The 21,759-nt window shown below is 64.8% G+C and carries 20 protein-coding genes; 13 read left to right on the top strand and 7 right to left on the bottom strand.

The genetic code is table 11. From position 1 onward, the window contains the following. Positions 1 to 88: 88 nt before the first annotated feature. The 10 genes from BM408_RS12485 (at position 89) to BM408_RS12445 (ending at position 10,080) form a co-directional block, all read left to right on the top strand. Positions 89 to 187: a potassium-transporting ATPase subunit F gene (locus BM408_RS12485; protein ID WP_092130197.1), complete on the top strand. Its 99-nt coding sequence runs from the start codon at positions 89 to 91 to the stop codon at positions 185 to 187. Next, entirely contained in the window at positions 187 to 1,986 is a 1,800-nt protein-coding gene (gene kdpA / locus BM408_RS12480; RefSeq protein ID WP_092130196.1) for a potassium-transporting ATPase subunit KdpA, read from the top strand. Before BM408_RS12485 ends, kdpA begins: the two co-directional genes overlap by 1 nt. Positions 1,987 to 2,011: 25 nt before the next feature. Beyond that, complete coding sequence (gene kdpB, locus BM408_RS12475) at positions 2,012 to 4,099, top strand: potassium-transporting ATPase subunit KdpB (RefSeq protein ID WP_092130195.1); 2,088 nt, start codon at positions 2,012 to 2,014, stop codon at positions 4,097 to 4,099. Between the two features lie 8 nt (positions 4,100 to 4,107). Further along, positions 4,108 to 4,680 carry a potassium-transporting ATPase subunit KdpC gene (kdpC, locus tag BM408_RS12470; RefSeq protein ID WP_092130194.1) on the top strand — a complete coding sequence of 191 codons (573 nt, stop codon included), beginning with the start codon at positions 4,108 to 4,110 and terminating at the stop codon, positions 4,678 to 4,680. A 44-nt stretch (positions 4,681 to 4,724) separates the two neighbouring features. Next, entirely contained in the window at positions 4,725 to 5,024 is a 300-nt protein-coding gene (locus tag BM408_RS12465) for a hypothetical protein (protein ID WP_254774796.1), read from the top strand. Continuing rightward, on the top strand, positions 5,014 to 5,190 hold the full coding sequence (locus BM408_RS22915; RefSeq protein ID WP_175541771.1) for a hypothetical protein: 177 nt from the start codon (positions 5,014 to 5,016) through the stop codon (positions 5,188 to 5,190). Before BM408_RS12465 ends, BM408_RS22915 begins: the two co-directional genes overlap by 11 nt. Positions 5,191 to 5,207: 17 nt before the next feature. Next, a complete protein-coding gene (locus BM408_RS12460) occupies positions 5,208 to 7,931 on the top strand; it encodes a DUF4118 domain-containing protein (RefSeq protein ID WP_092130192.1) in 2,724 nt (907 codons plus the stop codon). Between the two features lie 12 nt (positions 7,932 to 7,943). After that, positions 7,944 to 8,651 (top strand): two-component system response regulator KdpE, encoded by a 708-nt coding sequence (gene kdpE, locus BM408_RS12455; RefSeq protein ID WP_092130191.1) that lies wholly within the window; start codon positions 7,944 to 7,946, stop codon positions 8,649 to 8,651. A gap of 44 nt (positions 8,652 to 8,695) precedes the next feature. Next, positions 8,696 to 9,550 (top strand): pseudouridine synthase, encoded by an 855-nt coding sequence (locus tag BM408_RS12450; protein WP_092130190.1) that lies wholly within the window; start codon positions 8,696 to 8,698, stop codon positions 9,548 to 9,550. A gap of 116 nt (positions 9,551 to 9,666) precedes the next feature. Beyond that, positions 9,667 to 10,080 carry a response regulator gene (locus BM408_RS12445; protein WP_092130189.1) on the top strand — a complete coding sequence of 138 codons (414 nt, stop codon included), beginning with the start codon at positions 9,667 to 9,669 and terminating at the stop codon, positions 10,078 to 10,080. Positions 10,081 to 10,143: 63 nt separating this feature from the next. Here BM408_RS12445 and BM408_RS12440 read toward each other — a convergent pair whose 3' ends face one another. After that, on the bottom strand, positions 10,144 to 10,566 hold the full coding sequence (locus BM408_RS12440; protein WP_139237340.1) for an STY0301 family protein: 423 nt from the start codon (positions 10,564 to 10,566) through the stop codon (positions 10,144 to 10,146). Positions 10,567 to 10,814: 248 nt separating this feature from the next. On the opposite strand from BM408_RS12440, the gene BM408_RS12435 reads away from it, so the two are divergent. Together BM408_RS12435 and BM408_RS12430 are read left to right on the top strand one after the other, a co-directional pair. Then, complete coding sequence (locus BM408_RS12435; RefSeq protein ID WP_092130187.1) at positions 10,815 to 12,056, top strand: serine hydrolase domain-containing protein; 1,242 nt, start codon at positions 10,815 to 10,817, stop codon at positions 12,054 to 12,056. A gap of 83 nt (positions 12,057 to 12,139) precedes the next feature. Next, on the top strand, positions 12,140 to 13,477 hold the full coding sequence (locus tag BM408_RS12430; RefSeq protein ID WP_092130186.1) for an esterase/lipase family protein: 1,338 nt from the start codon (positions 12,140 to 12,142) through the stop codon (positions 13,475 to 13,477). Between the two features lie 3 nt (positions 13,478 to 13,480). Here BM408_RS12430 and BM408_RS12425 read toward each other — a convergent pair whose 3' ends face one another. The 5 genes from BM408_RS12425 to BM408_RS12405 all read right to left on the bottom strand — a co-directional run bounded on the left by BM408_RS12425 (position 13,481) and on the right by BM408_RS12405 (position 18,496). After that, positions 13,481 to 14,401 carry a Csu type fimbrial protein gene (locus tag BM408_RS12425; protein WP_092130185.1) on the bottom strand — a complete coding sequence of 307 codons (921 nt, stop codon included), beginning with the start codon at positions 14,399 to 14,401 and terminating at the stop codon, positions 13,481 to 13,483. Then, on the bottom strand, positions 14,398 to 16,752 hold the full coding sequence (locus BM408_RS12420; protein WP_254774795.1) for a fimbria/pilus outer membrane usher protein: 2,355 nt from the start codon (positions 16,750 to 16,752) through the stop codon (positions 14,398 to 14,400). Before BM408_RS12420 ends, BM408_RS12425 begins: the two co-directional genes overlap by 4 nt. A gap of 78 nt (positions 16,753 to 16,830) precedes the next feature. Further along, a complete protein-coding gene (locus tag BM408_RS12415) occupies positions 16,831 to 17,574 on the bottom strand; it encodes a fimbrial biogenesis chaperone (RefSeq protein ID WP_092130183.1) in 744 nt (247 codons plus the stop codon). A gap of 3 nt (positions 17,575 to 17,577) precedes the next feature. Continuing rightward, positions 17,578 to 18,009 carry a hypothetical protein gene (locus BM408_RS12410; protein WP_139237339.1) on the bottom strand — a complete coding sequence of 144 codons (432 nt, stop codon included), beginning with the start codon at positions 18,007 to 18,009 and terminating at the stop codon, positions 17,578 to 17,580. A 31-nt stretch (positions 18,010 to 18,040) separates the two neighbouring features. After that, positions 18,041 to 18,496, bottom strand: a complete 456-nt coding sequence (locus BM408_RS12405) for a spore coat protein U domain-containing protein (RefSeq protein WP_092130181.1) — start codon at positions 18,494 to 18,496, stop codon at positions 18,041 to 18,043. 322 nt (positions 18,497 to 18,818) lie between these two features. Here BM408_RS12405 and htpG point away from each other — a divergent pair, with 322 nt between their 5' ends. After that, positions 18,819 to 20,702 carry a molecular chaperone HtpG gene (gene htpG, locus BM408_RS12400; RefSeq protein ID WP_092130180.1) on the top strand — a complete coding sequence of 628 codons (1,884 nt, stop codon included), beginning with the start codon at positions 18,819 to 18,821 and terminating at the stop codon, positions 20,700 to 20,702. 76 nt (positions 20,703 to 20,778) lie between these two features. Here htpG and BM408_RS12395 read toward each other — a convergent pair whose 3' ends face one another. Continuing rightward, on the bottom strand, positions 20,779 to 21,693 hold the full coding sequence (locus BM408_RS12395) for a LysR family transcriptional regulator (RefSeq protein WP_092130179.1): 915 nt from the start codon (positions 21,691 to 21,693) through the stop codon (positions 20,779 to 20,781). Positions 21,694 to 21,759: the final 66 nt, after the last annotated feature.

The following is a 21,759-nucleotide window of genomic DNA, read 5'->3' as shown; positions in this document are numbered from 1 at the left end:
TTATTCTTGGCGCCGCCTCCCTCTGGGGTGTGATGGTGTTGCTGGTCTGGGGCTTCCAGAAGCTCGAAAAGCCCGAAGGGGGCCGGTCATGATCAGCCTCGATGTTTTGTACGGCTTTGGCGGCGTCTGCGCCATTGTGCTGCTCACCTACCTCGTTTATGCGCTGATCTGCGCCGAGGAGTTCTGATGAGCTCGTCCTCATGGGGCTTATTGGCCCTTTTCCTCGGTGTGTTGCTGGTTACCGCCTGGCCGCTGGGCCTCTGGCTGGCGCGCCTTTATGCCGGCAAGCTCCCCGGCTGGATGCTCAAGGTCGAAGCGCCGCTGTACCGCCTGGCCGGCACCTCGGCCGACGCCAACATGAAATGGTCGCAGTACGCGCTGGCCTTGCTGGCCTTTAATGCGCTGGGCCTGGTCGCCGTGTATGCCTTGCAGCGTTTGCAGGTCTGGCTGCCGCTCAACCCGGCCGGCATGGCTGCGGTGTCGCCCGATTCGGCCTTCAACACCGCCATCAGTTTTGTCTCCAACACCAACTGGCAGGGTTACGCCGGTGAGTCGACCATGAGCTACCTCACGCAGATGCTGGTGCTGTCGGTGCAAAACTTTTTGTCTGCCGCGACCGGCATTGCCGTGGTCTTCGCGTTGTTCCGCGGCTTTGCCGCGCGTGCAACGGGCGTGATCGGCAACTTCTGGGTGGACGTGACGCGCATCACGGCCTGGCTGCTGGTGCCGCTCTCGCTGGTGTTTGCCGTTTTCCTCGTGGGGCAAGGCGTGATCCAGAACTTTGATTCCTACAAGGACGTCACGACGCTGGAAACCACGGCCTACCAGGTGCCCAAAACCGGCACCGACGGCCAGCCCGTGAAAGACGACAAGGGCAACCCTGTCATGGAAGATGCCAAAACCGACAAGCAGACCCTGGCCATGGGCCCGGTCGCCTCGCAGGAAGCCATCAAGATGCTGGGCACCAACGGCGGCGGCTTCTTTAATGCCAACTCGGCTCATCCTTATGAGAACCCGACGGCGCTGAGTAATTTTGTGCAGATGCTGGCGATCTTCCTGATCCCCGCGGCGCTGTGCTTTGCTTTCGGCAAGGCGGTGGGTGACCAGCGCCAGGGCTGGGCCGTGCTGGCCGCGATGACGGTGATGTTTGTGGTCGCCGTCGTGGCTATCGCACCCGCCGAACAAGCCGGCAACCCGCTGCTGCCATCTTTGGGTGTGGACCAGACCGCCAGCACCATGCAGGCCGGCGGCAATATGGAAGGCAAGGAAACCCGTTTCGGCATCGATGCGTCCAGCCTGTTCGCGGTTATCACGACAGCGGCTTCGTGCGGCGCGGTCAATGCCATGCACGATTCCTTCACGCCGCTGGGCGGCATGGTGCCCATGGTGATGATGCAGCTGGGCGAGGTGGTGTTCGGCGGCGTCGGCACCGGCCTTTACGGCATGCTGATCTTTGCCATCCTGGCAGTGTTTATCGCCGGCCTGATGATTGGCCGCACGCCGGAATACCTGGGCAAGAAGATCGAGTCGCATGAGATGAAGCTGACTTCGATCGCCATCCTGGTCACGCCCATCCTGGTGCTGGCCGGCACCGCTGTCGCCGTGCTGGCAGGCGCGGGCAAAGCCGGCATCGCCAACCCTGGTGCGCATGGTTTTTCTGAAATCCTCTATGCGCTGACTTCGGCCGGCAACAACAACGGCAGCGCCTTTGCGGGCCTGTCGGCCAACACGCCCTTCTACAACACGCTGCTGGGCATCGCCATGTGGCTGGGCCGCTTCGGCGTGATCGTGCCGGTGCTGGCAATTGCCGGTGCGCTGGCCGCCAAGAAACGCCTGCCTGTGACGGCCGGCACCATGCCCACGCACGGCCCCTTGTTTGTGACGCTGCTGATAGGCACGGTGCTGCTGGTGGGCCTGCTCAATTACGTGCCTGCCCTGGCGCTGGGCCCGGTGGTAGAGCATTTGATGCTCTGGCCAGCCCACTAAGCGCAAGACCCCAAGAGAAACTGATATGAGTACCAAAAAATCATTCGTGCTGCTGGACCCGGTGCTTCTCAAACCGGCCATCGTGGCTTCCTTCACCAAGCTGAACCCGCGCGTGCAATGGCGCAACCCGGTGATGTTTGTCGTCTACATCGGCAGCATCCTGACCACCTTGCTGGGCCTGCAGGCTTTGCAGGGTCAGGGCGAGGCTCCGGCCTGGTTCATCCTGGCCGTGGCCGTCTGGCTGTGGTTCACCGTGCTGTTCGCCAACTTCGCAGAGGCGTTGGCTGAGGGCCGCAGCAAGGCGCAGGCCGCTTCTTTGCGCAGCCTGAAAAAGAGCACCTGGGCCAAAAAGTTCAAGGAACCCAACGGCAAGGTCTTTCATGGCACGGCCTGGTTGCCTGAGCAGGCGGAAAACCTGCGCAAGGGCGCCGTGGTACTGGTCGAAGCCGGCGACATGATTCCGTTGGACGGTGAAGTGATTGAAGGCGTGGCCTCGGTGGACGAAAGCGCCATCACCGGCGAATCGGCACCGGTGGTGCGCGAATCGGGCGGCGACTTCTCGGCCGTGACCGGCGGCACGCGTGTGCTGTCCGACTGGCTGGTGGTGCGCATTGTGGTGAACCCCGGCGAGTCTTTCCTGGACCGCATGATCAGTATGGTCGAAGGCGCCAAACGCCAGAAGACGCCCAATGAAATCGCCCTCACGATCTTGCTGGTGGCGCTGACCATTGTGTTCCTGGTGGTCACAGTGACGCTGCTGCCGTTTTCGATGTTCAGCGTAGGCGCGGCCGGCGCCGGCACGGTGGTCAGCATTACTGCACTCGTGGCCCTGCTGGTCTGCCTGATCCCCACCACCATCGGTGGCCTGCTGTCGGCTGTGGGCGTCGCCGGCATGAGCCGCATGATGCAGGCCAATGTCATCGCCACCTCGGGCCGCGCGGTTGAAGCCGCCGGTGACGTGGATGTGCTGCTGCTGGACAAGACCGGCACCATCACCCACGGCAACCGCCAGGCCTCCAGTTTTTTGCCCGCGCCCGGTGTGACAGGCGCCAAGCTGGCCACTGCGGCCATGCAGGCTTCCATCGCCGATGAAACGCCTGAAGGCCGCAGCATTGTGGCGCTGGCCCAGCGCCTGGGTGCGAGCGAAGCCCTGGTGGGTGAAAGCCATGAGGTGCCTTTCACGGCACAGACCCGCATGAGCGGCATCGACGTGAAGCGGCCCGATGGCAGCACGCGCCAGTTGCGCAAGGGCGCGGTCGATGCGATCCGCAAGCATGTGGAGTCACTGGGCGGCAGCGTGCCGGCCGAGGCGGTGCGCGTGTCGGACGAAGTCTCGCGCCGCGGCAGCACGCCGCTGGCGGTGGCCGACGGCAGTGTGGTGCTGGGCATTGTGGAGCTCAAGGACATCGTCAAGGCCGGCATCAAGGAGCGTTTCGGCGAGCTGCGCCGCATGGGCATCAAGACGGTGATGATCACCGGCGACAACAAGCTCACCGCCGCCGCGATTGCCGCCGAAGCGGGTGTCGACGACTTCCTGGCCGAAGCCACACCCGAAGACAAGCTCAAGCTGATACGCCAGTACCAGGCCGAAGGCCGGCTGGTGGCGATGATGGGCGACGGCACCAACGATGCGCCGGCGCTGGCCCAGGCCGACGTGGCGGTGGCCATGAACAGCGGCACCCAGGCTGCCAAGGAAGCCGCCAACATGGTGGACCTGGATTCGAACCCGACCAAGCTGCTGGAGGTGGTGGAAACCGGCAAAGCGCTGCTGATGACGCGCGGCTCGCTCACCACCTTCTCCATTGCCAACGACGTGGCCAAGTACTTCGCCATCATCCCGGCGATTTTTGTGACCACCTACCCGCAGCTGGCCGCGCTCAATGTGATGCGCCTGGGCAGCCCCTCGTCGGCGATTTTGTCGGCGGTGATTTTTAACGCGCTGATCATCATGTTTTTGATTCCGCTCGCGCTCAAGGGCGTGAAATACCGGCCCGTTGGCGCTGCTGCGCTGTTGCGCCGCAACCTGCTTATTTACGGCCTCGGCGGCCTGATCGTGCCTTTCATCGGCATCAAGGCGATCGATCTGCTGCTGGTGGCCATGAACCTCGTTTAAGGAAAACCATGAAAACCATTCTCAGACCCGCACTGGTGATGTTCACCGTGCTGACCCTGGTCACCGGCGTGGCCTACCCGCTGGTGGTAACCGGCGCCGCGCAATCGCTGTTTCCTGCGCAAGCCGGCGGCAGCTTGATCCTGCGTGACGGCAAGCCCGTTGGCTCCAGCCTCATTGGGCAAAACTTCAGCGATCCCAAGAACTTCTGGGGTCGTCCTTCGGCCACCGGCCCCATGCCATACAACGCCGCGGCTTCCAGCGGAGCCAACCAGGGGCCACTCAACCCCGCCTTGGTCGATGCCGTCAAAGGCCGCATCGAGGCGCTGAAAGTAGCCGACCCAGGCAATACCGCACAGGTGCCTGTCGACCTGGTCACCGCTTCCGCCAGCGGGCTGGATCCACACATCAGCCCGGCAGCGGCGCGCTACCAGGCCGCCCGTGTGGCCAAGGCCCGCAACTTGCCGGTCGAAAAAGTACAAGCGCTGGTCGAGCAGCGGACCGAGACTCCGCTCTTCGGTGTTCTGGGTGAGTCCCGCGTCAACGTGCTTCAACTCAATCTTGCTCTGGAGGCTCTTCGTTAAGAGAGATTCTTATGGCCTACGCCGCTTACTGTGAATCGTTTGGTTTGACACCGCCCCGCGCCGTACCGGTGCTCCGCATCCAGTGGGTGGTGATGGATGTCACCGTGCACAGCTGCGATGCGCTGCATGTGCGCCGCGCGCTGGTGAACTGCCCGGGCGCCGGCATCCTGCGCTGCATCCCTAAACTGGATGAGCACCAGGTGCGGCTGGAAATCCGTTTGCCCGCGCACAGAACGGCCGAGGTGATGCACTGTGTGATGGCCTGCGTGCCCGACGGTGTGATCGGCCCGCTGGTCTCCTGGCGCCACCACCTGCAGCGGCATGGACTCGGCCATGGACTCTGAACTTTTGCGCATGCTGTGCGCGCTGGCGGCTTTTGGCCTGCCGCTGGCGGTGGCCTGGTGGCTCGCGGGGCGCGGCGACAGGCCAGACTCGCCCTCACCTGAAAAGGGCGAGCCTGAGGCACAGCAAGAGCGCCCCCGGTGTTACCCTTTGCGCAGCGATCTTTAAAGGAATGACCTAGCCGCATGGCCAGTTTTCCCGACTCCCGTCCTGACCCCGACCAGCTTCTGGCCCACCTGCGCGGCGAGGATGAAAAAGCGCGCCGGGGCCGCTTGCGCATTTACTTCGGCGCCAGCGCCGGTGTGGGAAAAACCTACGCCATGCTCAGCGCCGCGCAGCGCGAACGCAAGGCCGGGCGCGATGTGCTGGTCGGCGTGGTCGAAACCCATGGCCGCAGCGAAACCATGGAGCTGCTGGCGGGGCTGGAGCAACTCGCCCTGCGCGAAGTGGCCTACCGCGGGCACACGCTGAAAGAGTTCGACCTCGATGCGGCGCTGGTACGCAAGCCGGCCGTGCTGCTGGTCGACGAGCTCGCGCACAGCAATGTGGAGGGCTCGCGCCACGCCAAGCGCTGGCAGGACGTGCAGGAGCTGCTGGAGGCCGGCATCGATGTCTGGTCGGCCGTCAATGTGCAGCACCTGGAAAGCCTTAATGGCACCGTGGGCGCTATCACCGGCATACGCGTGCATGAAACCGTGCCCGACACCGTGCTGGACGCGGCCGACGAAGTCATCCTGGTCGATGTCACGCCCGACGAGCTGATGGCGCGGCTGAAAGCAGGCAAGGTCTACATGCCGCAGCAGGCCGAACGCGCGGCGCAAAACTTCTTTCGCAAGGGCAACCTGATTGCGCTGCGCGAAATTGCCCTCAGGCGCACGGCCGAGCATGTGGAAGACGACGTGCGCAGCTACCGCGTCGAAAAATCCATCGCACCGGTCTGGAACACCGAGGGCGCCATCCTCGCCTGCATAGGGCCGCGCGAGGGCGCCGAGCAGACCGTGCGCACGGCGGCGCGCCTGGCCGGCCAGCTCAATGTGCGCTGGCATGTGGCCTATGTGGAAACACCGCGCCTGCAGCTGCTGGAGGTGGCGGCGCGCGACAGGATTCTGGCCGTCATCAAGCTGGCCGAAGGGCTGGGCGCCGAAACCGCGGTGCTGACCGGCAGCGATGCCGCCGCTGAGTTGGTGAACGAGGCGCAGCGGCTCAACTGCGCCACCCTGGTGGTGGGTCGCCCGCAAGTGGCAGGCTGGCGCGCGCTATGGGCCGGCCCCACCATGACACGCCGGCTGGCCAGGCTTGCACCCACGCTGGACATTGTGGAAGTGGGTCATGCTGACAGCGCGCGGCGCCTGGCGCGTGCGGTGCAGCGCTCGGCGGACGATGACGAAGCCGCCGTCTGGCAAGGCAAGCTGCCGGGTTACGCCTGGGCCGCGGCGGGCAGCGCGGCCGTCACCTTGCTTACCCTGCCGCTGCTGACCTTTTTTGACCTGGCCAACATCGTCATGCTGTTTTTGCTGGGCACGGTGCTGGTGGCGCTGAAGTTTGGGCGCGGGCCGGCGGCGCTGGCGGCTTTTCTCAATGTGGCGGCGTTCGACTATTTTTTTGTCGCACCACGCCTGTCGTTTGCTGTCAGCGATGTGCAGTACCTGGTGACCTTCGGCGTCATGCTGGTGGTGGGCCTGCTGACCGGGCAGCTCACGGCGGGCCTGCGGTTTCAGGCGCGCATTGCGGCCAGCCGCGAGCGCCGCGCGCAGTCGCTGTTTGAGCTCACGCGCGATCTATCGGCGGCGCTGCTGAGCGAGCAGGTGATAGAGCTGGGCGAGGCGGCCGTGCAGCGCAACTTCGGCGGGCAGGCCCTGGTGCTGGCGACCGACGCGCATGACCAGCTGCGGCCCCAGGCGCATCAACCGCCGGACTTCGACGCCAGCGTGGCCGACTGGGTGTTTCGCAACGAGCAGCCGGCCGGGCTGGCCACCGCCACCTTGTCGGCCCAGGCATGGCATTACATCCCGCTCAAGGCGCCCATGCGCGTGCGCGGTGTGCTGGCGCTCAAGCCGGCGCAGCCGCGCTGGCTCCTGATTCCCGAGCAGATGCAGCAGCTCGACACCCTGGCCCGGCAAGTGGCGATTGCGCTGGAGCGCGTGCACTATGTGGAGGTGGCGCAGGAAGCCGTGGTGCAGATGGAGTCTGAAAAACTGCGCAACGTGTTGCTGGCGGCGATTTCGCATGATGTGCGCACGCCGCTGACGGCGCTGATCGGCCTGGCCGATTCCCTGCAGCGAACGGCGCCGCCGCTGAGCGAAGCGCAGGCAGAGGCCGCCGGCGCCATCGCCAGCGAAGCACGCCACCTGAGCACGCTGGTCAACAACCTGCTGGACATGGCGCGGCTGCAAAGCGGCGCCGTCAACCTTAAAAGCGAATGGCAGTCGGTGGAGGAAATTGTGGGCTCCTCGATCCGCCAGGCGCAGCATGCGCTGGCGGGCAAGGCCGTCACCACCGATTTGCCTGCGGACCTTCCTCTTGTGGAATTTGACGCTGTGCTGATGGAGCGGGTGCTGGTCAACCTGCTGGAAAACGCCGCCAAGTACGGGCAGGCGCCCATTGAAGTCAGTGCGCACGTCACCGAGAAAGCGTTGGTGCTAGCGGTGCGCGACCACGGGCCCGGCCTGCCGGAGGCCGTGCGCGGCCGCGAGCATGAGCTGTTTGAGAAGTTCACGCGCGGCGTGGCTGAGTCGGCCACACCCGGCGTGGGGCTGGGCCTGGCGATTTGCCAGGCGGTGGTGCAGGCGCACCGCGGCCAGCTCACGGCGGGCAATGCCGCGGGCGGTGGTGCAGAATTCACGGTAAGCCTGCCGCGCCGCCTGCCGCCGGCTATGCCCGATACGCCCTATACGTCCGAAAACGCCTGACCCTTTTTACCCATGTCCAACCCCACACCTGTTGCCGTTGTGATTGAAGACGAGCCGCAGATACGCCGCTTTGTCCGCGCAGCGCTGGAGGGCGAAGGCTGGCAGGTGTTTGAGGCCGACACCGCCCAGCGCGGGCTGGTTGAAGCCGGCACGCGCAAGCCCGACCTGCTGGTGCTGGACCTGGGCCTGCCTGACGGTGACGGGCTGGACGTGATACGCGACGTGCGCGGCTGGTCGGCGGTGCCCATCGTGGTGCTGTCGGCGCGCGCCGACGAGGCCGACAAGATCGCCGCGCTGGACGCCGGCGCCGACGACTACCTCACCAAACCTTTTGGTGTGGGCGAGCTTCTGGCGCGTGTGCGCGCCAACCTGCGCCGCCCGCGCGCGGCCGGAGCCGACGGCGCGCCCGAGGAGCCGCTCTTTAGCTTTGGCGATGTGGAGGTGGACCGCCAGGCACGGCTGGTGCGGCGCGCAGGCGTGGAAGTGCACCTGACGCCCATCGAATACCGCCTGCTCACCGTGCTGATGAGCAATGCAGGGCGCGTGTTGACGCACCGCCAGCTGCTGCGCGAAGTGTGGGGCCCGGCGCATGCGGGGCAGAATCACTATTTGCGCATCTATATGGGCCATTTGCGCCAGAAGCTCGAAGCCGACCCGGCCCAGCCCAAACACCTGCTGACGGAAACGGCTGTGGGTTACCGGCTCTGGGTGGGACAATAAGCGGCGATCCGGCCGTCCAGGCCGGCCCCTACCTTACACAGCCCATGCAAGATCCCCTCAAACCCGGCGCAGGCCCCAAACCCGTGGGCGCCGCTGTTCGCATTCCCAAAGCCGCCGCCCCCGCAGCCGCACCCGGCGCGCCGGCAGCCACCGTGCGCCTGAACAAACGCATGGCCGAGCTGGGCCTGTGCTCACGCCGCGAGGCCGATGACTGGATCGCGCGCGGCTGGGTGCGCGTGAACGGCGCGCCCGCCGTGATGGGCCAGCCAGTGGCGGCGGATGCGCGCATCGAGGTCGACCGCCAGGCCGAGCAGCAGCAGCGCCAGCAGGTCACGATTCTGATCAACAAGCCGGTGGGCTACGTCAGCGGCCAGGCCGAGGACGGGCATGAACCGGCGGTGGTGCTGGTGCAGCCGCAAAACCGCTGGCGCGAATGCAACAGCCGCATGCGCTGGGGCCATGAGCAATTGCGCGGGCTGGCCCCGGCGGGCCGGCTGGACATCGACTCCATAGGCCTGCTGGTGCTGACGCAGGACGGGCGTGTGGCGCGCCAGCTCATCGGCGAAGACTCCGAGATTGAAAAGGAGTATCTGGTGCGGGTCAGCTACGGGCCTGAATCGGTCAATGTGCAGGCCTTGTTCCCGCGCGAAAAGCTGGCCTTGCTGAACCATGGCCTGAGCCTGGACGGCCAGGCGCTCAAGCCCGCGCAGGTGTCATGGCAAAACCCCGAGCAGCTGCGTTTTATCCTCAAGGAAGGCAAAAAGCGCCAGATACGCCGCATGTGTGAGCAAGTGGGTCTTTTTGTGACAGGACTCAAACGCGTGCGCATCGGCCAGGTCAACCTGGGCCACCTGCCGGTGGGGCAGTGGCGCTATCTGGCGCCGCACGAGCGCTTTTAACCCTACCGGCGTGGGGGCGGTTTTGTCCCTTTGCGGCGGCCGCGAGTGTGCTGTCCTACTCCGATGTAGGTCAACGGATGGCAGTGTCTTTTGACATGCGGCCTAAAGTGGGTTGCATGGCACTCATCACTTACCTCGTCGAAGACAACAAGATCGTTCTGGACAACCTCATCGAGGCGCTCCAGGAGATCGCCGCTGTCGAAATCACAGGGCACAGTGCCACCCAGGCCGAAGCCACCCATTGGCTGAAGACCCACAACGGTGATTGGCATCTGGCCATCGTCGACCTTTTCTTGAAGGAAGGCAGCGGCCTGGGCGTGCTGGCAGGTTGCCGCAACCGCAATTCGTATCAAAAGGTGGTGGTGCTGACCAACTATGCGACGCAGGACATCCGGCGGCGCGCCGCCGACCTGGGCGCCGACGCCGTGTTTGACAAGTCCAGCGAGCTGGAGGGCCTGTTTGCCTATTGCATGGCGCAGACAGCCCAGCACGCGGACCCTGCCGAAGCGCAGGCCCAGGGCCGGGGCTGAAATCTGTTTTACCGCCTGGCGGTGCGCACCAGCGCGTGGCGCGACGCCAGCGTGATGCGGCGCCTATTCACAGCGCAATTCCGGGCTGGCTTGCAGCGCGGCGTTGGGGCCTGTGTGCGTGGCGGTGCAGCGCGTCAAACCTGCGGGCAGGGGCTGGGCGGCCTGCAGCGCACTTTGGGTATAACCGCAGGCCAGCCAGTAGCGCTCGCTGCCGCCGGGCAGGTTCCAGGTCGATAGCAGCTGTTTGCCGCTGCGATTCTGTTTGTCCGGCACCAGGCTGGCCATCTCGCGCGGATGGCCAGAGAAAAGGCCGAGGTTGCTGAACGCACGCGGGTGGCCGGCCGGCACGGCCTCCCAGCCGGCGGGCGGCTTGGCGCTTTCCGCCACTGCAAGGGTGGAGGGGCAGGTGAGGACGACGGGCGCGGCGTGCGCCCCCAGGCTGGCCATCGACAGGGAGGCCAGGGCGATCCAGGAAATTCGGCGCATGTAAAACCTTTTGTTGTGGTTCATAGGCAGAGAGAGGCGCAGGATTGCCTCCGGAAGGGCTGCCTCACTCCATGCAGCCCATCACCCCGGATTTGAATTCATCCGCGGTGTTTTGAACAGGCCCCGGCGGTGGTGTCATGTTTCAGTTGCAATGCGGGCGCTGGTTCTGAAATACTCCGGACATCAAAAACGGCCCCGCGGCCGCTAAGCTGGCGGGCAGTTCAAACCCATACCGGAGGAGCAGGCAGATGCGAGTAGATGATCATGCAAAAGGTTTCCCGCGGCGAGTGATCGCGGGCTTGGTGGCGGCAGCGGCATGTTGCCTGGCGCCGGTGGCCGGCGCACAACCGGCGTTTGAACGTTCACCCGATATCTCACCGGCGCTTGCTGCGCAGATCGACGCGCTGGTGGCCGAGTATGTGCCGGCCATGCTGCCAGGCCTGCAACTGGCTATCGGCAAGGGCGGCACGGTTTTGTATGCGCGCGGCTACGGCGCGGCCGATATCAGGGCCGGCGTGCCCATGTCGGCCGCCACGCCGGTGAAGATCGGCTCGGTCACCAAGCAGCTGACGGCCGCCGCGCTGCTGAAGCTGCAGGAGCAGAACAAGATTTCGCTGGCCGATCCGCTGTCGCGCTGGATCCCCGAGGTGCGCTACCAGCCGGACCCGACCATAGGCCAGGTCATGCAGATGGTGGCGGGCATTCCCGGTGCGGTGCACGATGCCGATGACGTGCTGCTGGACAGCGTGCCGGCACTGTTGCAGGAGCCGCCCATCAGCAAAGAAAAGCTTTTTGCCAACCTCACCGCCCGCGGCCTCTTTGCACCGCCGGGCTCGGCCTACGATTATTCAAACGCCGGCTACATCCTGCTGGGCCGCGTGATCGAACGTGTCAGCGGCCTGCCGCTGGAGCAGGCCTTCACGCAACTGCTGTTCAGGCCTGCGGGCATGTCGGCGTCTTATCTGTTGGGGCCGGTGGCCCGGCCTGAAGCGGCGCGCGGCTACTACCGCGTCAAACCGGGCGATGCCTGGCTGATGTGCCCCGACCTCAATTCGGGTTTCGACGCGACGGGCGGCGTGGTGTCTACCGCTTCCGACATGGTGCGCTGGAACGGCGCGCTCAGGGGCGGCGCCGTGTTGTCGGCGCCCAGCCTGGCTTTGATGCGCACACCTGCTCGCTTGACCGACGGCAAGTTTGCCCCCATCGGCATGGGCCTGGCCTCGCTCGGTGGGCCGGGCAGCTATGGCGCGGCCGGGCAGACGGTGAGCTTTGCCGCGGCCAATGCCGGCTATGGCAGCGGCTATGACGTGATCTTGCTGGCCAATGGCAGCAACACCGTGGGCGACGCGGCTTATCCGCGTTTTGTGCTGGCGGCGCGCATCCACAATGTGCTCAACCCCTCGGCGCCCGAGCCTGTGCCGGCCTTGCCGCCTAATGGCGGCGTCATTGAGCCGGCGGTGCCGACGGAGTTGCTGCGCCTTTGCCAGTAGGGCGAGTAGGGCGAGTAGGGCGCTTGCGCCCGGCGGCACCGGCTTTGCTGGCCTCCGCGCGTGCGTAGCCCCACAATGGCGGCATGCACACACCAGACCCGACCACGCCTTCATCGAAGCTGCTGCCCACCTGGCTGCATGTCTCCGACATCCAGGGGCTGGCGCAACTGGCCACGCAGGCCACGCTAGGCATCACCGGCGTGGCCGAAACCGTGCAGGGCAATGTGTACAAAGCCGTCGCCGCACCTTTTGGGCAGGCAGGCGCGAAGTTTATTGATCGCATGCCCGGTAGCAGCGGCGTGCGGCGTCTGGGCATCACGGGGCTGGTCTACGGCAGCATCAAGGGCGTGACGAAACTGGCCGGCGGCGCGGCCAATGCGGCGCTCGCTCGCGCGGCGCCGCTGACGGCGCACAAGGCCTCGACGCCGCAGCGCGAGGCCATGCTGTCGGCCCTGAACGGCGTGCTGGGCGACCAGCTGCAAGAAACTGCCAATCCGCTGGCGATTTCCATGAGCTTGCGCAGCGAAGGCCGGCCCCTGGTCATGGAACCGCATGCGCTGGCCGCGCAACTGCCGGCCGCCACAGGCAAGGTGTTGGTGCTCATTCACGGCCTGTGCATGAACGACTTGCAATGGCTGGGCGGCAAAGCGGGCTCGCCGGGCCACGGCGAATTTCTCGCGCGCGAGCTGGGTTACACACCGGTTTATCTGCACTACAACACGGGGTTGCACACATCGGCCAACGGCGAGCAACTGGCCAACCTGCTGCAGCAACTGAGCAAGGCCTGGCCGCAGCCGGTGCAGGAGCTGACGCTGCTGGTGCACAGCATGGGCGGCCTGGTCGCACGCAGCGCCTGCCACCATGCGGCGGAAGCCGGCCACAGCTGGCTGGCGCAGCTCAAGTCGCTGGTGTTTTTGGGCACCCCGCACCACGGCGCGCCGCTGGAGCGCCTGGGCAGCTGGGTCGACGGCGTGCTGGGCAGCAACATCGTGACGCGCCCTTTCGCCAAAATCGGCCAGGTGCGCAGCGCCGGCATCACCGACCTGCGCCACGGCAATGTGCTGCAGTCGCACTGGCACGGCGCTGACCGCTTCAAGCGCGCGGCGGATGCACGTGAGCCGCTGCCTTTGCCCGAAGGCGTGGCGTGTTTCACTGTGGCGGCCAGCACCTCGGCCGAGCCGGCTGGCGCGCGCGCATCCGCGACCTTCAAGGCCTCACTGGCAGACGAGTTATGGGGCGACGGGCTGGTGCCCGTGCACAGTGCGCTGGGCTTGCATGCGGATGGCTCGCGCAGCCTGGTGTTTGCGCCGCAGCGGCAATACACCGCCTGGCAAACCGATCACATGGCTTTGCTGACCTCAGCGAACGTGCAGCGCTGCGTGCGCCAATGGCTGGCCGGTGAGGCCACCATTCAAGACTAATCGCTAATAGGTGATCGTGACGGTATGGACGATCTTGGCGGCGCAACTGCCGAGGGCGCAGGTGCCGGTCTGGCCGGCCGGCATGTTGCCAGTCAGCGTGATGGCCTGGTTGGCGCCGGTGCCGGTGCCGCTGGCCGGCGCGATGCTCATCGTGTAGTTGAGCCCGAGCGCCGTGCCGGTGGTCGGGCTGACCGCCACCGTCCAGGGCAGGCTGTCGCTGCAGCGCAGGTTGAAGGGTTCGGTGTCGGTCTGCGCCGTGGGGGAAAACGAGGTGTAGTTGAAGTTGATGCTGGTCGGGAAAGAGTTGAACACGCACTGCTCCTTCACGCCTATGGTGTAGTTCAGCGGCACCTCGGGCGTGAGCGCGCCGCCGTCCACACCCGGGTATTGCGCGTAGATGTACACCGTGTCGGTGTAGATGCCGGCCGTCGCGAAGATGTAGGAGATGATATTGACCGAAGGCAGCCGCACGCAGTAACCCCAGACGGCCGAGGCGCTGAGCGAGGTGCCGAAGTTCAGCGTGCCGGTGATGACATTGGTGTTGCCCGTGGCCGGCTCCAGCCAGTTGGTGGCGTTGGCGCAGGCGGCAGAGCCGCCCACCGTTGTTCCGCGTTGCAGCCAGTAGCCCATGTAGTTGCCGGAAGTGCCGAGCCGCGCGCGCCGCTGGGTGGAGTAATTCAGGCCGTTGTCGGCCTTGATGCGGTAGGTCAGCGTGGTGGCTTCGGCGCTGCTGCGCGTGCAGTTGAGTGTGACGGTGCCGTTGCTGTCCTGGTTGGCGCCGTAGGTGTCCAGCAGCACGCCGGTGCCCCCGGCCGACATGTTGCAGCTGTAAGACCAGGCGCTGCCGGCGAATAGGGCCAGGAGACCCGCGGCGATGCGGGGCAAGAGATGGGCGAGGATGCGGGCGCGCCAGAAATTCGTCATCGTTTTACTCCTGAGCAGCGCACCGGTCCGATGCGGGTAATGTCGTCAAGGGCGCCTGCGGGCAGCTCGATCGCCAGGTTGCAGCTTTGGCCGTTCCAGGCCAGGCGCAAATTGTTTTTGGCCTGCATGCCGGTGATAAAGGCTTCGCCGCGGCGCGCCACAAAAAATTCCTTGGCATCGCCGCCCAGCGTGACCAGGGCGCCTGCGGGTGCGGCCTCGCCGTCATCAAAATCAATCTTGATCAGCGCCGCGCGGCCCGAGCGCACCGGGAAGGTCACTTTAACCCCGGTGCGTGATGCCGGCACGGCGACCAGCTCGATGTTGTCGATTTCCGCGCTGATGGGCAGCTCGCTGGGGTCCAGCCGGATGCTGTTGCGCTGGTAGGGCTGCAGGCGCGGCAGCAGGGCGACGCCGTCCTTGTCGGTGTGCGTCAGCTTGCTGCCCTGAAAGCCCACGCTGACATCGGGGTAGCCCGCCACTTCAACCAGTGCAAAGCTGTTGTCCACACGGCGCGAGGCGAAGAAGCGGCCGTCGATTGCCACCGCACCGCCCTGGGCGCCCAGGCGCACCGTCTGCTGGTCGCGCGAGGCGCTGATGTCGGCCGTCAGCAGCGATTTGTCGCCCTGGACGTAAACGCCGCCTTCGCTGTAGGCCTTGTCGGCGCGCGTGCCGGCCAGCGCGCGCCAGCCGGTGCCGGTGTCGCTGCTGAGCGAGCGGCTGGCGCTGATGTAGGCGTCTGTCTCGCCGGAGCGGCGCGTGACGCTGGAGGACACCGTGATGCCGCTTTCCAGCGGCAGCAGCAAGGTGGCGCCGACCGAGTTGCCCTGCGAGCTGCCCGACACGCGCGTGGCGGTGAAAGACAACGCGCCGCGCTGGCCGACCCGCATGGAGTAGTTCAGGCTGGCGGTGGAAAGCGAGCCGCGGTCATAGGTGTTGATACGGGCATAGCCCAAGCCCCATGCGCCCCAGGTCTCGGTGGCGTAGTTGTAGCTGGCTGAAATCTGCATGCGGTTGGCCAGCCGCGTGTCTTCCCAGCCCAGTTCGCGGTAGTCCCGTCCGGCGCCTTCTACCCGCGCCGTGAAGCTTTGCTTGAGGCTGGTGCGCTCGACGCCGGCGGCCCACTTGCTGCCCTGGCCGGACAGCTTGCTGCGCGAGCGGCTGATTGCCAGCAGGCCCAGCGACTGCAGCGGCAGTTCGTAGCTCAGGCCCAGCGAAACGGCCGAGGCGTCGGCCGAGAGCTTGCCCTCGGCCTCGGCCGTGACGGATTTGCTCAGGCCCTGCCGCCAGAGGCCCGAAGCGAAGGTAGCGCCGTAGTTGGCGTTGTCCTGCCCGAGGTTGCGCCTGAGTTTGCCGGCCTCGAAACTCCAGTCCGACAAACCCTCTTCGAGCAGGTCGTTGTGGGTGAAAAAGGGCTGCACCACCACGGTCTCGCGGCCCAGCACGTCGCGCACCACCACGCGGGCCTCGCCCGTGCCGGTGATCAGCGGAAAGTTGTCGATGGTGAAGGGCCCCGTCGGCACGCTGGAGGTTTGCCTCAGCGCGTCATTGATATAGAGGTCCACCGTGCTGGGCGCGCTGGAGGTGCCGGCGATCACCGGGATCGGCTGCGTGATGAAGCCGGGGCGCAGCGCGAAGTTGCGCGTGAGCTGCACGCCGCCGTAATACAGGTTGTTGCCGAACACGCCGGTGCGCGTGATGGTGTCACCTATCCGTAGCGTGGTGGTGCTCTCCGGGAAATCGCGGCTGAAAACCGTCTCGAGCCGGCGCCAGCTGGCCGGGCCGGCGGGGCTGTTGGGGTCGGAGGCCGTCAGGTTGCGGCCCACATAACTGGAGGTCAGCACGCCCCAGTTGCCCGAAAAGCCCAGCTCGGTCAGTGCGCTCAGGTCGCGCACCGAAGAAGCGCCCCTGAAGCGGGAGCCGGTGTAGCTGATGTCGTAGTTCACAAAGGCCGACGGAACGGCCGGTGTGAGCGTTAGCGCGGCCTCGTTCTCGCGCGCCAGCCGCGTGGCGGCAAATGAGGCCGGCGAAAACACCAGGTCAACCGACTGGTTGGCAAAGTTGAAGCGGGCCTCAAAACCCGGCACGCCGGTCAGCGGGTACCAGGTCTGGCCGCGGTAGTCGACGGAGACGGCCGTGGCGCGCAGCTTGATGCGCCACTCTTCAAATGCGTCGGCCGGTGCGTACAGGATGCCGTTGCGCTCGAGCAGCGCCCACTGGCCGCTGACCGCGCCGTTGACGGAGACTTCGAGCGGAATGATCCGCTCCTTGCTGGTGGCGCTGACGACGGGAAGGCTGGCGGCCGGAGGTGATTGCTGCGCCTGCACGAGCTCCTGACCGCGTGCCACAGACATGGCCAGGGTGCTGGCCAGGACGATTGCAACGGGGCTTAGGTTTGCACGATTTTTTCTCAGGCCGGGCATCTTTGAGGACTAGGGGAGGACAGCCTCGAACGACTGGCTTTTCCCGTCATCAAAAGTCACCGTGACCTGCATTGGCCCGGGCGAGACGGGTTGGGTCGAGTTGGCGCTGAGCGGCCGGCTGGCGCCGGGCAGGATGTAAGTGCCGCCTTCCAGGCGTGCCAGCTGTTGCTCGCCGCGCTTGAAGGTGACTTCCCTGATCTGGGCGTAGGCGGTGCCGGTGTTGGCGCAGGTGGCGACCAATGCCTGCGCGGCGCCGCGTGCGGCCGTGCAGCTGATATCGCGTTTGGCCACGGGCGGCGTGATGAACACCGGCAGCGACAGCGCCAGGGCAATCGGCACTTCGATGGTTTTGTTGGAAGCAGCCGTCGCTTCAGGGACCTCGCGCACGATCATGCGGTAGGTCAGCTGACGGCTGGCATCGGCCGGCTTGAGCAGCGCCAGGCGCACGACTTGCCGCGCCTTGGGCGCCAGCTTGATGATGGGCGGAGACAGGATCAGGTCTTCGGTCAGCACCAGGTCGTCCGTGCCGTCGGGCTTTTGCGTCCAGACATTGATGTCGGCCTGCAGGGCGACTTCCGTGTCGCCCTCATTGGTCAGGGTGATGGCGACGGCCCGGTCGCGCGGCTGCATGTAGATGCGAACCGGTGTGACCGAGAAAACGCCGGCATCGGCGTGCCCGGGCAATGCGGAAAAAACTGCGCCCAGCAACAAGGCGGGCAACAGGGCTGCAATCCCGGGCTTTGGAGTATTCATGGCTCAGAAGCTTACCAAGAATTCCAGAATGCCCTCCTGGCCGCTGATGTCAAGCACACGCAGCGAGGTCACGGTGCCCGTCCCCACGTAGGGATTGAGCTGCGAGTTGGTGCTGGGGCCCGCGGCCATGCCCGGGCCGAAGATGTAGCGAAAAGCGCCGCCGTGGGTGCCGGTAAAGGGTTTACCCGGCATGGGGCGGATGCTGACGAACTGGCCGGTGCCGCAAACCACGGTGACCAGGGCGTTGCTGGCCTGGCTCAATGATTCGCTGGTGCAAAAACCGCTCGTGGCCGGGACCTGGCCCAGCCCGCTGTTGGGGCTGGCCGGCACCATGAGATTGATATTGACGTTAAAGCTGCCTGTTGCAGAGCCGGCCCCGGCCTGCGTTGACAGGCCGCCCAGGGCCAGCAGGGCTGCGGCAGCCATACGTCGCATGGTGTGCGGCATGAGGCTGGCCTTGCGCTGCTTAGTAAGAGATCGTCAGCGTGCGCTGCTTGTTGGCGCTGCCGGTGTTGGTACACACGCCGCCAGCCGTGGCGCAGGTGCCGCCCTGGTTGCCGGCGATAGAGCCGTTGACCGTGTAAGACTGTGCCGAACCGTTGCCGGTGGCGCTGGAAGAGCTCAGCGTCAGGGTGTAAGCCAGGTTGGTGGCCGCGTCGGTGTAGCTGCCTGCGCTGTCCAGTGCCAGGGTGTAAGGCAGCGTGTTGGTGCACTTGACGGTGAAGGCGCCGGCCGTGGTCTGGGCGGCGGCAGCGGTCTGGAATGAGGTGTAATTGAAGACCACGTCGGAAGTCTTGGTGTAGACACAGGCGCTGGTCAGCGTGATGTTGACGTCAAAGTTGCCGGTTTGCGTGGCAGCCTGGGCGGGGGCGGCAGCCATTGCGGCGAAACCGAGGGCGGCGATCAGTAGCAGTTTGTTCATGGTGGCTCCTTAGGGGGTTGGTAACAATTGGTGACTGAACTGTAAGCGCCCGCCAAAACCCTGTCAGTGATAAAAGTCTCACAAAATCAACGACTTGGATAAACCTCGTGAGACCGAGATATATGTCACAAATTGTGTTGCCTCTCTAAATTCCGGATACATGTAACTACTTTGTTTCAATTGCCCTCTGAAAATTCTTGAGATTTCACGGTCTATTTCCATATGCTCCGGGTCGCCTCCAAATCTGTTCCGGGCTGCTCTTTTTCCCGTTCTTCTCCCGTTTTTTCTCTTTTTTTCTTCCAAATTCATCTTTTCAGGTCCCATGAGCTCAAAACAAACGCTTTCTTTTCAAGCCGAAGTCGCCCAGTTGCTCAAGCTGGTTACCCATTCCCTGTACTCAAACCCCGAGATCTTTCTACGCGAGCTGATTTCCAATGCGTCGGATGCCTGCGACAAGCTGCGTTTTGAGGCGCTCAATGAGGCGGCGCTGTACGAAAGCGATACCGAACTCAAGGTGCGGGTGAGCTTTGACAAGAAAGCCAGCACCCTGACCATCACCGACAACGGCATTGGCCTGTCGCAGCAGGAGGCCATCGACAACCTGGGCACCATTGCCAAGAGCGGCACGCGCGACTTCATGGCCAAGCTCTCGGGAGACCAGAAAAACGATGCGCAGCTGATCGGCCAGTTCGGCGTGGGCTTCTACTCGGGCTTTATCGTGGCCGACAAGATCACGGTGGAAAGCCGGCGCGCCGGCCTGCCGGCCGGCCAGGGCGTGCGCTGGAGCAGCGACGGCACCGGCGAATTCGAGGTCAGCGAGATCGAGCGCGCCGAACGCGGCACCAGCATCATCCTGCACCTGAAAGAGGATGCGCTGGATTACCTCAACGCCTGGAAGCTCAAGGGCATCATCAACAAGTACTCCGACCACATCTCGCTGCCCATCCTCATGCAGAAAGAAGAGTGGAAAGACGGTGAGAACGACCAGCCTGGCGAGATGGTGTTCACCGGCGAATGGGAAACCGTCAACCAGGCGGCGGCCCTGTGGACCCGCGCCAAGAAAGACATCACCCAGGACCAGTACGACGAGTTCTACAAGCAGATCAGCTACGACAGCGAAGCGCCGCTGGCCACCACGCACAACCGGGTCGAAGGCTCGACCGAGTACACACAGCTGCTGTTCATCCCGGCCAAAGCGCCCATGGACATGTTCAACCGCGACAAGGCCGCGGGCGTGAAGCTGTATGTCAAACGTGTGTTCATCATGGACGACGCCCAGGCGCTGATGCCGACTTACCTGCGATTCGTCAAAGGCGTGGTGGATTCGTCCGACCTGCCGCTCAACGTCTCGCGCGAGCTGCTGCAGGAAAGCCGCGCCGTCAAAGCCATCCGCGAAGGCTGCACCAAGCGCGTGCTGTCCATGATCGAAGACATGGCGGCCAACGACGCCGAGAAGTTCAAGGCCTTTTACGCCGAATTCGGCGCGGTGCTCAAAGAAGGCCTGGGCGAGGATTTTGCCAACCGCGAGCGGCTGGCCAAGCTGCTGCGCTTTGCGTCATCGACGACCGATACCGTGAGCGTGGGCTTTGCCGACTACAAGGCCCGCATGAAGGAAGGCCAGGACGCGATCTACTACATCACCGCCGACACGCTTGCCGCCGCGAAGAACAGCCCGCAGCTGGAGATCTTCCGCAAAAAGGGCATCGAAGTGCTGCTGATGGCCGACCGAGTCGATGAGTGGGCGCTCAACTACCTGCACGACTTTGACGGCACGCCGCTGCAGTCGGTGGCCAAGGGCGCGGTCGACCTCGGCAAGCTGCAGGACGAGGACGAGAAGAAGGCCGCCGAAGAAGCGCAAACCCAGTTCAAACCCATCCTCGACAGGCTCAAGGATGCGCTGAAAGACAAAGCCAAAGACGTGCGCGCCACCACGCGCCTGGTCGATTCACCGGCTTGCCTGGTGGTACAGGACGGCGATATGTCCACCCAGCTGGCCCGCATGCTCAAGCAGGCTGGCCAGGCAGTGCCCGAATCCAAACCGATTCTTGAAGTCAATGCCCAGCACCCGCTGGTCAAAAAACTCGAAAGCGGCGAACACTTCGATGACCTGGCGCACATCCTGTTTGACCAGGCCTTGCTGGCCGAAGGCGGCATGCCGAACGACCCTGCTGCCTATGTGCGTCGGGTCAACGCGCTGCTTGTGTAAAGACCGCGTCTTTACACAAGCGCTTCCTCCGCCTACTCCACTTACTCCGAAAGAGCCCGCTTCATGCGGGCTTTTTTCATCGCAAGGTTTTCTTCCGCCGGGCTTTGGGCGCCAGCGCAGCCATCTGGTCATAGAGCTGCTGCGCGGCCGACGACAACGGGCGGCCGCGCCGGCGGATCAGGCCCACAGTGCGCGAAATGACGGGGTCTACCAGCGGCACGCTGACCAGCACCGGGTGGCCGTCCGGCGGCATGGACAGGCGCGGCACGGCGGCCACGCCCAGGCCGGCCTCGACCAGGCTGACGAGTGTGGAGACGTGCTGCGCCTCGCAGTACCAGCGCGGCCGGTTGGCGTTTTCGCTCAGGGCAAGGTCCAGCAAAAAGCGGTTTCCGCTGTTTTTGGTGACCGACATGTATTCGTGCGAGGTCAAGTCGGCCCAGGTGACTTTTTTCTTGCGCGCTAGCGGGTGTTCCACGCGGCAGGCCACCACAAAAGCTTCTTTCAGGATGGGCTCGAACTCCAGGTCGGGCTCCTGCGTGCCGATGTAGTTCAGGCCGAAGTCCGCCTCATTGCGCAGCAGGGTGGTCAGCACCTCGTTGGCGCCCTGGTCGATGATGCGCACCATGATCTGCGGATAGCGCTCGTGATAGGCCTTCAAGATGCCGGGCAGGAAATAGCGAACAGCCGACGGAATGCAGGCGATGGTGACCTCGCCGCTCACGTGTGTCGCGACGTCGCGTATGCCCATTAACGATTGCTCGAGGTTGCTGAGCAGCTCGTTCGCGCGGTGCGAAAACTCGCGGCCCACCGTCGTCATGTCTACCTTGCGTGTGGTGCGGTGGAACAGGCGCACGCCCAGGGCGCCCTCCAGTTTCTCGATACGCCGCGACAGCGCCGGCTGCGAAAGGTGCAGTTCTTCGGCGGCGGCGCGGAAGCTGCCCAGCTTGGCCACCGCCACAAAGGCGCGCAAATCGGGTAAATCGAAATTCATGTGCGTGACGCATTAATCATAAGAAAGATTGCATTTTACAGAGCAATAGTCTTGGCCCATCATTCG

The organism is Polaromonas sp. YR568, assembly GCF_900116715.1.
Lineage (GTDB): Bacteria > Pseudomonadota > Gammaproteobacteria > Burkholderiales > Burkholderiaceae_C > Polaromonas.
The sequence above is the reverse complement of the archived record's forward strand: the minus strand, read 5'-3'. Positions and strand labels throughout refer to the sequence as shown.